General features: G+C 62.8%; 14 protein-coding genes. 5 read left to right on the top strand and 9 right to left on the bottom strand.

The annotated features are described in order from the left end of the window. Positions 1 to 33: 33 nt before the first annotated feature. A complete protein-coding gene (hisS, locus tag O2S87_RS04435; RefSeq protein WP_475407595.1) occupies positions 34 to 1,332 on the bottom strand; it encodes a histidine--tRNA ligase in 1,299 nt (432 codons plus the stop codon). A 231-nt stretch (positions 1,333 to 1,563) separates the two neighbouring features. Here hisS and O2S87_RS04440 point away from each other — a divergent pair, with 231 nt between their 5' ends. Continuing rightward, positions 1,564 to 2,034, top strand: a complete 471-nt coding sequence (locus O2S87_RS04440) for a hypothetical protein (RefSeq protein WP_475407596.1) — start codon at positions 1,564 to 1,566, stop codon at positions 2,032 to 2,034. 1 nt (position 2,035) lies between these two features. On the opposite strand, the gene O2S87_RS04445 is transcribed toward O2S87_RS04440, so the two are convergent. The 4 genes from O2S87_RS04445 to O2S87_RS04460 all read right to left on the bottom strand — a co-directional run bounded on the left by O2S87_RS04445 (position 2,036) and on the right by O2S87_RS04460 (position 4,488). After that, positions 2,036 to 2,914, bottom strand: coding sequence for an EamA family transporter (locus tag O2S87_RS04445; protein ID WP_475407597.1), 879 nt, complete (start codon positions 2,912 to 2,914; stop codon positions 2,036 to 2,038). A gap of 115 nt (positions 2,915 to 3,029) precedes the next feature. Continuing rightward, a complete protein-coding gene (locus O2S87_RS04450; protein WP_475407598.1) occupies positions 3,030 to 3,620 on the bottom strand; it encodes a DUF7411 family protein in 591 nt (196 codons plus the stop codon). A gap of 4 nt (positions 3,621 to 3,624) precedes the next feature. After that, on the bottom strand, positions 3,625 to 3,981 hold the full coding sequence (locus O2S87_RS04455; protein ID WP_475407599.1) for a DNA-binding protein: 357 nt from the start codon (positions 3,979 to 3,981) through the stop codon (positions 3,625 to 3,627). Positions 3,982 to 4,032: 51 nt separating this feature from the next. Continuing rightward, a complete protein-coding gene (locus tag O2S87_RS04460) occupies positions 4,033 to 4,488 on the bottom strand; it encodes a 30S ribosomal protein S19e (protein WP_475407600.1) in 456 nt (151 codons plus the stop codon). A 147-nt stretch (positions 4,489 to 4,635) separates the two neighbouring features. Between O2S87_RS04460 and thiL the strand changes: the two genes are divergently transcribed. Continuing rightward, the gene (thiL, locus tag O2S87_RS04465; RefSeq protein ID WP_475407601.1) at positions 4,636 to 5,502 is read left to right on the top strand and encodes a thiamine-phosphate kinase; all 867 of its coding nucleotides are present in this window, start codon (positions 4,636 to 4,638) and stop codon (positions 5,500 to 5,502) included. A 36-nt stretch (positions 5,503 to 5,538) separates the two neighbouring features. On the opposite strand, the gene O2S87_RS04470 is transcribed toward thiL, so the two are convergent. The 3 genes from O2S87_RS04470 to O2S87_RS04480 all read right to left on the bottom strand — a co-directional run bounded on the left by O2S87_RS04470 (position 5,539) and on the right by O2S87_RS04480 (position 8,277). After that, positions 5,539 to 6,684 (bottom strand): site-2 protease family protein, encoded by a 1,146-nt coding sequence (locus O2S87_RS04470; protein WP_475407602.1) that lies wholly within the window; start codon positions 6,682 to 6,684, stop codon positions 5,539 to 5,541. A gap of 124 nt (positions 6,685 to 6,808) precedes the next feature. After that, positions 6,809 to 7,081, bottom strand: coding sequence for a DUF7123 family protein (locus O2S87_RS04475; protein WP_475407603.1), 273 nt, complete (start codon positions 7,079 to 7,081; stop codon positions 6,809 to 6,811). Between the two features lie 398 nt (positions 7,082 to 7,479). Continuing rightward, positions 7,480 to 8,277, bottom strand: coding sequence for a molybdopterin synthase (locus O2S87_RS04480; RefSeq protein ID WP_475407604.1), 798 nt, complete (start codon positions 8,275 to 8,277; stop codon positions 7,480 to 7,482). A 128-nt stretch (positions 8,278 to 8,405) separates the two neighbouring features. Between O2S87_RS04480 and pyrH the strand changes: the two genes are divergently transcribed. The 3 genes from pyrH to O2S87_RS04495 are packed head-to-tail and all read left to right on the top strand — an operon-like array spanning position 8,406 to position 10,988. After that, a complete protein-coding gene (gene pyrH / locus O2S87_RS04485) occupies positions 8,406 to 9,125 on the top strand; it encodes a UMP kinase (protein WP_475407605.1) in 720 nt (239 codons plus the stop codon). Between the two features lie 14 nt (positions 9,126 to 9,139). Beyond that, positions 9,140 to 10,804, top strand: a complete 1,665-nt coding sequence (gene lysS / locus O2S87_RS04490) for a lysine--tRNA ligase (protein WP_475407654.1) — start codon at positions 9,140 to 9,142, stop codon at positions 10,802 to 10,804. A gap of 40 nt (positions 10,805 to 10,844) precedes the next feature. Beyond that, the gene (locus tag O2S87_RS04495) at positions 10,845 to 10,988 is read left to right on the top strand and encodes a DUF7573 domain-containing protein (RefSeq protein WP_475407606.1); all 144 of its coding nucleotides are present in this window, start codon (positions 10,845 to 10,847) and stop codon (positions 10,986 to 10,988) included. 23 nt (positions 10,989 to 11,011) lie between these two features. Here O2S87_RS04495 and mutL read toward each other — a convergent pair whose 3' ends face one another. Further along, positions 11,012 to 12,670 (bottom strand): DNA mismatch repair endonuclease MutL, encoded by a 1,659-nt coding sequence (gene mutL / locus O2S87_RS04500; protein WP_475407607.1) that lies wholly within the window; start codon positions 12,668 to 12,670, stop codon positions 11,012 to 11,014. Positions 12,671 to 12,703: the final 33 nt, after the last annotated feature.

Here is a 12,703-nt window from a genome sequence, read left to right on the forward strand (position 1 = left end):
TACTGAAAGGTATCGGAACACACTCGCGATAGCTCACTCCCAGTCGCTGTAGGTCGGCCGGCTCAGATCGCCGGGAAAATCGTCGACCGGGGCGGTCGTCTGGTCGCCCGTTTCCATGTCTTTGAGGGTTAGCTCGCCGTTTTCGAGGTCGCGTTCGCCGACGATGACGACGGTTTCGGCGTTGATCGAGTCGGCGTACCCCATCTGTGCGCCGAAGCTCCGGTCCGACACGTCGCTTTCGACGACGTGGCCCAGTTCGCGGAGTTCACGAGCGACCGCGGCCGCAACGGCGCGCGTGTCGCCGACAGACAACACGTAGTAGTCAGTCGACGGGGCCTCGTCGGGCCAGACACCGGCGCGCTCACACAGCAGTTGGAGCGTGGCGTGGCCCGGTGCAACCCCGACCGCGGGCGTCGGCTGGCCGCCGAAGCTCTCGATGAGGTCGTCGTATCGGCCGCCGCCGAAGACCGACCGCGAGACCGTGCCGGTCGAGTCGAAACACTCGAAGACGACACCCGTGTAGTAATCGAGCCCGCGGGCAGTCTCCAGTGAGACCTCACAGTACTCGCGAACACCGAAGTCGTCGACGGCCGCAAGCACGGCCTGGAGGTTCGAAACGGCGTCGGCGACGCGGTCGGTTTCGGCGAACGCGACGAGGTCTTCGAGGTCGTCCGTTCCCAACAGATCGTCGAACGTCTCGGCCTGATCGTAGCGCAGTCCGGCCGCAACCAACAGGTCGTAGTACTCTTCGACGTCGATCTTGTCGCTTTTGTCGACCGCGCGAATCGCGGCTTCGGTGTCGACGTCGGCATCGAACGCATCGAGCAGACCGCCCAGAATGTCGCGGTGCGAGACGCGGAACTCGAAGTCCTCGCTCGTCAGGCCGAGATCGGTGAGCGCATCGGCTGCGAACGCGAGCACTTCGGCATCGGCTTCGGGTTCGCTTGATCCGAAGATGTCGACGTTGGTTTGGTAGAACTCCCGAAAACGTCCCTGTTGGACCTGTTCGTAGCGCCAAAACGGGCGCGTGGAGTACCATTTGATCGGTTTCGAGAGCGCCTGGCTTTTGGCGACAACCATTCGAGCGACCGTCGGGGTCAGTTCGGGCGTGAGCGTCACTTCGCGGCCACCCTTATCGGTAAACGCATAGAGCTCCTCGACGATTCCCTCGCCGGATTTGTCGACGTAGAGATGTGTCGATTCGAGCGCAGGGGTGGCGATTTCGCGGAAGCCATACCGGCTCGCGGCGGCCTCGACGGTGTCGATGACCTCGCGGCGGGCGGTCATCTCGTCGGGGTAGAAGTCACGAAACCCTTTGAGTCGGTCGTACATGCGCTGGGCTTGGCGGAGGCCGCGCTTCAAACCTGTCTTTTGATTCGACCCTGTTCGCCCGTCGACCGTCTCTCGGTGGTTCAGGTCTGTCCCCGCGACCAGTTTACCCCAGTAGCGACGGCCTACCAGTGAGTAGACTCCCTCTGCCCGGCTCGAAGGCGCTGTATAACCATGTAGTGTGATCCGGATTTTCACGTATCGCGTCGACTGACGGTCGACCCTTTCGCACTCATGAACAGGTTCCGGCTTACGACGGTCTTCACCCACGTGTGTCAGCGCCTTCGTGACTGGCTGGCAGGCGACGCAGCGTCGCTTGATTCGGTCGAACGTGTCCCCACCATCGGTGACTACAAAGTCGCCCTCGGTATCGAGCGTCGACTCCCAGACGGCTGGCGTGTCGAACGCGATCTGGTCCAGTTCGGCGACGAGTCGCTTGCCGAGGTCCTCCGGCTTACCGGTTCGGACGGCTACCGGATCACACTCAAACCAATCGATCTCCAGGCTCCAACCGACGCCATCGAACTCTACACACGCCAGTCACCGTTTGATGCGCGCACCCGGCGAGAGACGTTCGACTCGTTGTCGGCCGCCGTTCGCGCCGCCGCCGAACTTGCGTCGACACGCCAGGAGACGAGCCGACCGTCGGCCAGCCGGTCGACGGTTCGGGCGTCGAAAGGAAACCTCCATCTCTACGAAACGTAACTCAGAGGGCGATCATGCCGACACCGACAACGGCGAGCACCGCGGCCATGATCCGGATGCCGAAGTATCGTTCTTTGAGGATGATTCCGCCGAGTAAGACGGCGACGATCGCTTGGGCGTTGATGATCGGCGAGGCGATACTCGCCGGAACAAGCGCGAACGCAAGCGTCGTCAGGTGTTCGCCGACTGCGACAATCGCCCCGGCGGCGACGAACTTCGGGAGATCGGTTCCGACCGACGGCGGCGGCGACCGTGCCACCGAGGGGAGCAGTATGACCGAAACGGCGACAAACAACAGCGGGACCCACAGCGCGGTCGGAATGGCGAGCTCTTGCAGCGCGAGTCGTTTGCCGATATCGCCGAGGGCGAAACAGAAGGCGCTGACGAGCGCGAGCTGTGCGGCGCGCGAACTCGCTGCCCGTCTGAGTGGTTCGGCCAGCGAGCCGCCCTGAAAGTTGGCTATATAAACGGCGACGGTCGCAACGATAACGCCGCTGACCTGCAACGCCGTCAGAAACTGTCCGAGAAAGACTACCTCAATCGGAAGCACGAAGGCGGGAACGACCTTGTTGATCGGTGCGACGTACGACACGTCACCGATCGCCAGTGCCCGGAGGAACGCCACCATCGCCCCAGCGATCGTTCCGCCAGCCAACAACACGACTGCGAGATGTTCGAGCCCGAACGCCGACAGCGAGTCGACGATGCCACCGAACCCAAGTGAGTAGCCGAGAATGGGCAGATACCACACGAACGCCGAACTGTTGATAAGCACCGTCAACGTCGCCGCGGTATACCCCTGAAACGCCTGCTTGAGATAAAAGAGGTAAACCCCCCAGATCAGCGATGCAACGATTGCATACCCGATCCCAGGGTCCATTATTAAAAATTAACTACGACACCAGTAATTAACAGTTCGATACGTCTGCTGAAAAGTCGGTATACTGTCAGTCTACCCGAGAGGTGCTCCGGAACGTCGATGGGAGGCGTCAGTGCTATCGTCGACCGTGAACGTAGGTCTGCTCGTGGGCCGGAAAGACCTCACTGACGGCCTCGGCTCCGTGCCGGTCGGCGAGCAGCCGCCGGAGTTCGTCTTCGTAGTCGGCTTTTTGTACCTCCTCGCTCGGGCCGACTTCGACCTCGAAGGCGGCTTCGACGAGTCGGTCGACCGCGTGGCGGCCGAACCCCGAAAGCGGGGCGATGTAGTCGACGCCCCAGCGGTCCTCGATGCTCTGGGCGCTGGCCCGCGAGACGTTCGGCACCCGGTCGTCGCGCCGGGTGCCGTCGGCGATCGCGTCGACGTCGAGCGCGGCAACCGATTCGAGCGCGTGGTCGTGGACCTGCTGGATGCCGTTTCGAGGAAAGCCGTCGTCGGCCATCCGGTCGACGGCTTCGTTGGCAATCGCCGGATTGAGCGAGAGCCGTTCGAACGAAAAGCCGAGCGCGTCGGCGGCGCTTCGGGCGTGTTGCCAGTCGTCGGTCACTCCGAACGTCGCAGTCACGAGCCGGACATCGTAGAACTCGTCCAACACGAGTGCGGCGAGCGAGGAGTCTTTGCCCCCGCTGTACAGCAGTGCGAGCTGCATCTCGCTACCGCCGTCTGATATCGAAGGATTTCGACTCGGGCTGGAGTTCCTTGAGCAGGGATTTCATCTGAGTTTCGTCGATACGGTCCTGAATCCGGCCGCTCTGTGCCAGTGCGACGATCTGGCGTTCGACTTTCTCGGCGAAATCGGGTTTCGACATCTGGACGGCGTTGAGTCGCTGGCGGGCACCGTCGGTGAGATGCTGTTTCAACAGCGCCTGTTTTTGGGCATCGGCTCGCTGTTTGGCAGCCGCTTGGGCCTCCTGGTCTTCGGCAGAGCCGCCCTGTTGGCGCTGTTCGAGCTCTTTTCGTTTCTGCTCGCGGAGCGCTTCGAGCCGCTCGTCGTCGGGGCTGTTGCTCATGGGCTGGTATTTTCTGGCTGGCCCAAAAACGGTTTCGGAGCGGTCGAAAACCTAGGCGTAGCGCTCGAGTTCCGGCCGGTCGAGTGATTCGAACACGTCCTGTGCGACTTCGTCGAGGAACGAATCGCCGTCGGCGGTCGTTCGTCGACCCTCACCCTGTGCGGTCTGAACGAGCTCTTCGTCTTCGAGTTGGATCAGTACCTGTCGGATGATCTTTTTCGAGCCCGAGACGTGGTTTGCAGGCGCGACCGCATACCGGTTCGAGCCGCCTTTGGTGCCGCCGTACTCGGTGGCGAGCCGCTCGACGCCGATCGGTCCGTTGATCGCGACTTTTCGGAGCACGCTGGCGGCGCGTGTCTCCCAGAAGTCCTCCTGTTGTGGCGGCAGTTCACGGTCCTGGCCGGTTTTCGTGAATTCGACCCACTCTGGGGTTTCGAGGCGGTCGGCGAGCCGGTCGGCGAGCTCCTCGATGAACTCCTCGGCCGGGACGTCGTAGAGAGTTACCATGAAGCCTTGTTCCGGTTTGGGCTGTTTAAAGCCATCGTATTGCCGACGTACGGGTGTATGCGGGTGAGTCGCGTACGATCTCGGCCGCCGGGCTCGCCAATGCCACACGCTTTTGGTCGAGAGGTCGAAACGGGTGGACGGAATTCGATGGATGAAACCGCGGCCCTCCGACTGCTCGGTTCGGATCTCCCCCACGCCGGCGACGATGCCGCTATCGTCGGATCAATCGCGATCACCACCGACATGCTCCACGAGTCGACCGATTTCCCACCCGGAACCAGTCGGTACACCGTGGGCTGGCGGTCGGTAGCGGCCTCGCTGTCGGATCTCGCGGCGATGGGAGCCGACCCGACCGCGGTCGTCGCCGCCTACGCCGACGAGTCGTTCGTCGAGCGCGAGCTTCGGGCGTTCGTCGACGGTGCCCGTGACGTCTGTGTGGCCGTCGGCGCCGAGTACGTCGGTGGCGATCTCGACAATCACAGCGAGCTCACGGTGACGTCGACTGCGATCGGCGAAACCGACCGGCCCGTCTACCGATCGGGCGCGGCCGCTGGCGAACTGGTCTGTGTCACCGGGACGGTGGGTCGGAGCGCTGCGGCGCTCGAACTGTTCGACCGCGGCGAGACCGAGCGAGCCAACGAGCTGTTCCGGTTCGCCCCGCGAACGGCGACCGGTCGACGGCTGGCCACAAGCGCGACCGCGATGATGGACTCGAGCGACGGGCTCGCCCGGTCGCTCCACCAGCTTGCGGCCGCAAGCGACTGTGGCTTTGCGGTCGATCGCGACAGCGTCCCGATCGACTCTGCCGTCGACGACTGTGGGCTCGACCGCTGGGAGGCCGGTGTCCATTTCGGTGAGGATTTCGAACTCGTCTGTACGCTTCCCTCCGCGGCTGTTGAGGCCGTTCGGGCCGACGTTTCGCTACCACTGACGGTGATCGGCGAGGTGACTGGCCCGAAGTCGGGTGTGACAGTCGACGGTGAACCGCTTTCTGATCGCGGCTACACACACTGATCGGTCGATAGTGGACGAAACTGGTGCCTACGGCACTTAGCCCTGTATCTGGATCGGTACGAGCATGAAACAGAGCAACCCGAGGCCGAACGTTACCAACCCAATCACCAAGCGAGGAAGGCCGATCGAACTCTCGTCGACCGGGTCTGCCGGTCCATTAAAGGCGATAAACAGCGCGAACAAACCCCAGAATGCCCAGAGCCCGACTGATTCGTTGATCGACAACTCTCGGACGTAGTACAGGTAGCTGGCAAGTCCGAACAGCCCGGCCGGAACAAGGGCAGCAATCGTCTCTTGGCGCTGGCCGATCATCGCTCGGACCATGTGGCCGCCGTCGAGTTGGCCAACCGGCAGCAAATTAAGGAGAGTGAAAAACATCCCGACCCAGCCGCCGATAATCACCGGGTGCGGGCTGAGTCCCGGATCGCTGTAGCTCGTCTGTTCGCCGAGTAGGGAGGCAATAATGTCGAGTAGGGGCGGATTATTGAAGACGATCGACCTGCCGGACTGGCTCTGTTCGACGATCGCGGTCGGAATCTCGATTGGTCCGAGCGAGAGCCCAATGGCCGTGACGATAACGGTCGCTATCAACCCCGCGACCGGTCCACCGATCCCTATATCGAACAGCACCTTCCGACTTGGGATGCGTCCCCGCATCCGGATTACTGCCCCGAGCGTACCGAACGGGAAGACGAACGGGATGACGTAGGGCAACGAGACGTCGACGTCGTGGTAGCGACCCATCGCGTAGTGGCCGAGTTCGTGGGTTAACAGAACGCCGAGAACGGCCGCGGTAAACGGCCATGCCTGTAGCATTGTGGGCGGGTTCTCGATGATTTCGGCGATCGGCACGAAATACCAGCCGGAGGCTCCGACGAACAGCGTCGACAGTATCGTGGCGAAAAACATCGTAATGTTGAGCCACGGGAGTCCACCAGTCTCGTCCTCGTCCGACACCGGCTCGGCAACCAGCGCGGTCCCGATACTGTCTTCGGCGGTCGCGAGTTTGAGCTCGTACCCCGAGCGCTGAAACGCCGGCCACAGCTCGTTGAGAAGCCGCCGCTCGGGGACCAGCGGCTCGCCGTAGTAAATAATCCGACCGTTCTCGATCCGCACGTCGGTGAGACGGTACCACGTTTCGAGTTCGTCGGGGCGAGGAACGGCGGCCTCCGAGTCAGCCATCACGCTTGGTACGCGGTCGACCGTGATAAACTCCCGTTTTGTGCATCGAAACGGGTCGACTGCGATCTGGTTGGCTTACTGAAAACAGTTTCCGCGTGGCGGTCGAAGTGGTTGAATGCGTCGATCAGGCAGATTCGGTCGGCTCGACGTACCACGTGGTCGCCCCGGTGTAAGACCACGGCTCGATCGAGAGATCGGTCGCCGACTCGCGGAGCCGGACGATCAGCGCGCCGATCTCTTTCGGTGACAGCTCCACATCGTCAGCGATGAACTTGCTTTTGAAGTACCGATCGCCGCTGGCCGTGCGCTCGCGGAGGTACTGCCGGAGCAATTCTGCTTTCGGGTTGCCGTCGACTGGGTAGCGGGCGGTCTTCGAGGAGGATGTGGTTGCGCTCATGGTGAACCTCGATCCGCGCTTGTTCACCTGATCCGTTATATAACGCAGATCGTTGCGTTCGATTCACGGAATTTCATCTCGAACAACGATTATGAACGGTTCAGACTGCCGCAAAAACGGGCTGAATGTGACTGTTCAAAACGCTTCCCTTGACGTTTACATTCTTCACAACCGATTCTAATAGTATTGTTCACGCTGTAAAGCGTGATCGAAAGTTCCGGCCAACGCCGGTTGGTTGACCGAGTTTGTTCTCTTGTCGTGAATTAATTTCGGCTGTCTTTCCGTTCGGTCAATCTATCAACCGTCTTGCGCGCCCGGACACGCGTGTCGACTCACCGACATTCGTGCGATGAATGCTACCTCGACGGTCGCGCGCCGAATCACTCGGGTTCGACTGCTCACTCCGTTTCGTGAAGCCAGAACTCCTCGTCGGTTGTCGTCTCCTTTTTAAATATCGGGACTTCGGCTTTCAGTCGGTCGATCCCGTCTTCGACCGCCCGGAATGCCTCCTTTCGGTGGCCAGCCAACACCACGACGAAGACGATATCCTCGCCGTCGGTCATCCGGCCGACACGGTGGTGCAGTAACACCTCGAACACGCCCTCGCGCTCGGTTAGGTCCTCGCTAATCGCGGCCATCCGCGCGTCGGCCACCCGTTCGTAGCGTTCGAACGAGAGCTGTTCGGTCCGGGCGTCGTCCGGCGAATCCTTGGCGCGAACCCGGCCGGTAAACGTCGCGATCGCCCCCGACCGCTCGGCGTGCGGCGAGGCTTTAGCTCGCTCGACGAGCGTTTCGAGGGTGATGTGTGGCTCGCAGTGGTTGAGTGTGTCGACGAGCGAGTCGATATCCAGCGCGTCGGCCGTCGGTGCGGTCGCGACGACCTCGGCCGACGGTGTTGGCTCCGCTTCGCCGATGACCACCGTCGGCAGGCGGTGGTGTGCCAGCCCGGCGACGAGCGCGTAGTCGTAGCTCGGCGCGAGCGAATCGAGCAACTCAACCGCCGAACGGCCGCTGCCACTTGCTCTCCACCGACCGTCGCTGTCGACCTCAAACGCCGCCGGCTCGTCGGTTGAGCTCACCGAGTCGACGGTGTGGTCGACGGTTGCCACTCGCCGGCTCCCGGTGGCGGCCAATCGATCGGCCAATGTTGCGACGGCTGCGAGACAGCCATCGCCGATGATACAGAGCGTTTGCATAGCTCGACGAAGGGCGTCGTCGACCTTGAGTGTTGTACTGTCAGCGGGTCGTCGAAGTCATCTGTGGCGTCGTCGGCTGAGTACGTGGTTGGCAACCCTTAAGGCGAACTCGGAGTTATCCGAGAACAATGAGAGTCGTCCTTTCGATCGGTGGAAGCGTTCTCGCTCCGGAGCTCGATTCGAGCCGCGTCGCGGCCCACACGGCGGTCATTGAGTCGCTCGTTGAGGCCGGCTGTGAGCTCGGGATCGTCGTCGGCGGCGGCGGTATCGCTCGCGAATATATCACTACAGCCCGTGATCTCGGTGCGAACGAGGTCCAGCTCGACCAGCTCGGCATCGACGTCACTCGGATTAATGCCCGACTACTTATATCGGCTCTCGAATCCGACGTGCGTTCGACGCCCGCGACCGACTACGACGCCGCTGGCGATGCGCTCGGTCGCGGCGACATCTCGGTGATGGGTGGGATCACTCCGGGTCAGACAACCGATGCCGTGGCTGCGATCTTCGCCGAGTACGTCGACGCCGATCTTCTCGTGTACGCGACGAGCGCGGATGGCGTCTACGATGCGGACCCGAACACCGACCCCGACGCGATCAAGTACGCGACTATGTCGCCAGCCGAGTTGGTCGACGTCGTCGTGCCGATGAGCCGGGACGCTGGCGCTGCGGCACCGGTCGACATTCTGGCGGCCAAACTCATCGAGCGCTCGGGGATGCGGGCGATCGTGCTCGATGGCACCGACCCCGAAACGATCGAGTCGGCCGTGCTCCGCGGCGACCACACCGGCACCGACATCATCCCACAGGGAAGCACCGAACCGGCCACGTGGGTCGAAGCCGAATGAGCGAGCGAAACGAGATGACCGACACAGACAATCAGTCGGCCCACACGCTCGCGGCCGACAGGGGGGCCGACGAGCCGACACACCACGATTTCTGGGCCGACGAGGTCGCCGACGAGATTGAGGCGCGAGAGCCCACCGACCCTATCGTGGTCAAAGGCGGCGTCTCACCGTCGGGCGTCGCCCATCTGGGCAACATAAACGAAATCATGCGGGGCTTTTTCGTCGCTGAAGTCCTGCGCAATCGAGGCCACGAGGTCCGCCAGGTGTTCACGAGCGACGACAAGGACCCGCTCCGAAAGCTGCCCCGAAAACTCGCCGACAGGGACGGAACGATCGTCGGCCTCGGCGAGGTCGACGCGGGTGCGCTGGGCCGAAACCTCGGCAACCCCTACACCGACATCCCCGATCCCTTCGGCGAACGCGACTCCTATGCAGCCCACTTTGCGGCGCTTCTCGAAGCTGACGCCGATCGGCTCGGCGTGCCGATCGAGATGTATTCGAACACCGAACTGTACGCCGACGGCACGTTCGACCCCGTTGTTTCGCACGTTCTCGCCAACGCCGACACGGCTCGCGAGGTGCTCTCACAGTACCAGGCCAAAGTCGACGACGAGTACGTCCCCTTCAATCCGATCTGCGCCGAGTGTGGCAAACTCACCGAGACGGTCACCGCCATCGACCTCGAAAGCGAGACGGTCGACTACGTCTGTACGGATATGGACGTCGGCGGCGATACGATCGAGGGCTGTGGCCACGAGGGAACCGCCACCTTCCGCGACGGCAAACTGCCGTGGCGCTTCGAGTGGCCGGGCCAGTGGCAGGTTCTCGATGTCGACTTCGAGCCGTTCGGCAAGGACCACGCCGAAGGATCGTGGCCCTCTGGCGTCGACATCGCCGGGAACGTCCTCGAAATTGAGCCGCCCGTCCCGATGGTCTACGAGTGGTTCACGCTCAACGGCGAACCGCTCTCGTCGTCGGCTGGCAACATCGTCACCGTCACCGAACTGCTCGATCTGCTCGAACCCGAGATTATCCGCTACTTTTTCGCCCTGAATCCGAAGAAGGCGCGGGATCTCGACCTCTCGCGACTCGACCAGTTAGTCGACGACTACGACCGGTTTGAGAGTGCCTACTACGGCGAGGTGGCGGACGAATCGCTGACGGCGTTCGCCGAGGCGGCGTATCAGTACGTGGCAGAGGAGGTCACCGAGGACAAACCGATCCGCCTACCGTACACCTTCGCGGCCGTGCTCGGGATGGTCGACGACCGCGAGCTTCGACTCAAACTCGCCCGAGACGAGGGCCACATTCCAGCCGACGCAGACGACGCCACGATCGAGGCTGCACTCGCGCGCGTGGAGAAAGCCAGAGCCTGGGCCGAACAAATGGACAACGCCTACAATTACCGGCTCCAGACCGATCTCCCCGACACTGAGTTCGACGAGTCGGTTTCCGCCGCGCTCGACGCGCTGGCCGACGTCGTCGCGGCGGGTCACTCGGGCGAGGAGATACAGGCCGCCATCTACGATACTGCCCGCGAGTACGGCATCGAGATCGGCGACCTGTTTGAGGCCGGTTATCGGCTGTTTTTCGCCGAGACGCAAGGGCCACGACTCGGCGAGTTCCTCGGCGAACTCGAAACCGAGTTCGTAGTTAGACGGCTCCGGCGCGAGCGCTGAGCGACCGGCTGTTTTTATATACTGACTCGAAAGAAAAGGTATGACTGACACTGTCGACCCTGCGACCGTCACCTACCGCTGGCAGCCGGACGGAACTCCCTGCAGACGGTGTGGCACGCCGACCGACACACAGTGGCTCGACGACGGGGAGTTCGTCTGTCCCGACTGCAAATCGTGGGCGTAGGCGCTTACTAATTTATAAACGATCTATCGAAACCGCGTCGAGCCACGGTCGAACCCCGAGGCGAGCGTCGACTCGTCGATCGAACAGACGGTGGGTCGCCCGTGCGGGCAGGCGAACGGCTGTTCGCACTCGCCCAACCGCTCCAACAGCAGTGCGGCGTCGGACTGCGAGAGCCGATCACCCGCTTTGAGCGAGGGATGACAGGCCAGATCAGCCAAGAGCGATTCGCGTCGACTGGCGGGCCGTCGGCCGCTCGCAAGCCTATCTAGTGTTTCAACCAGCAGTTCTGTGTCGGCCACCCGGCCCAGCGGGGCCGGAAGCCCAGCGACACGGAGCGTTCGGCCACCGAACGGCTCGATATCGAATCCCAGTTCGGCGAGCAGTTCGGCGTGGGTTTCGGCGGCCGCCGCCGCTGGGGGCGAGACCGATACCGTCTCGGGCGGATCGATCGGCGCGGTCGGAACGCCCTCGGTTGCGACTGCGTCGCGGAGCCGTTCGTAGTTCACCCGTTCGTGGGCCGCGTGCTGGTCGACCACCAGCAGTTCGGCACCATCCTCACACAGGAGGTACAGGTCGCGAAACGGTCCGATAACCCGGATCTCACTGAACGGATCCGAGCGGTCGACGGTCGCCAGCGACGTTTCGAGATCGGTTGCGGCCTCGGCGGCGCGTCGAGCGTCAGCGGTCGTCAACGCCTCCGAGACGGCAGTTTCGACGCACTGCTCGATTCGCTCGCGGACGCGTAGTCCAACCTGCTGTTTCGCCGGATGGACGTTCGGGTCGACCGTCCGGGCCGGCGGCTCGATATCGATCGCCGCGATGGGATACCGCTCGCCGGGTATGAGCGAGCCGTAGCCTGCGACTACCGACCGACGGAGGCCGGAATCGACGACGGGTCGACCGTTGACAGAGATACGAACGTGATCCCGAGTCGACCGAGTAACCGATGGATAACAGCAGATCCCACGAACTGAGAGACGGTCGTCGCCGACACTGGTCAGGTGTTCGATGACGGTCGACCGGCTGGCCGTCTCGGCTGCGTACACTCCCAGCAGGGCGTCCTGATAACCGCCACCACTCGTCGAGAGGCTCTCGTTGTCGTCGTGCGTCAGTGAAAAGCTGACCGTGGGGCGCGCCAACGCGTACCGAGCGAGTAGCTCGCTGATCCGGCCGAACTCGGCGGCCGGACCGGCCAACGACTCACGACGGGCTGGGCGATCGGCGAACAGGTCGGTGACAGTAACAGTTGTCCCCTGTGCGCGACCCGCGTCTCTGATCGTTCGTTGTTCGTCGTCGACACGGAGTTTCGTGCCGAGCACACTACCGTCGTTGGTCACCAGTTCAAGCGTCGCGCAGTCAGCGATTGCCGCCAGCGCCTCGCCCCGAAAGCCGAGTGTCGAGACGCCAGCCAGATCGGTTCCGGTGTCGGCCGGGAGTTTGCTCGTGGCGTGGCGTTCGATCGCCCGTTCGGTATCAACCCGGGAGAGCCCACAGCCGTCGTCAGAAACTCGGATTCGGTCGGTTCCGTCGCCGTCGACGGTGACGTCGATCCGCTCGGCTCCGGCGTCGAGCGCGTTGTCGAGGAGTTCGGCGACCACACGGGCCGGTCGCGTGATCACCTCTCCGGCGGCGATCCGAGCGACCGTGGCCTCGTCGAGTCGGTGGATCGTTGGCCCGGACATCTGTTAGTCGAATCCAGCGCGCCAACCGATTTA

The sequence above is a fragment of the Halohasta sp. A2 genome, from assembly GCF_056175805.1.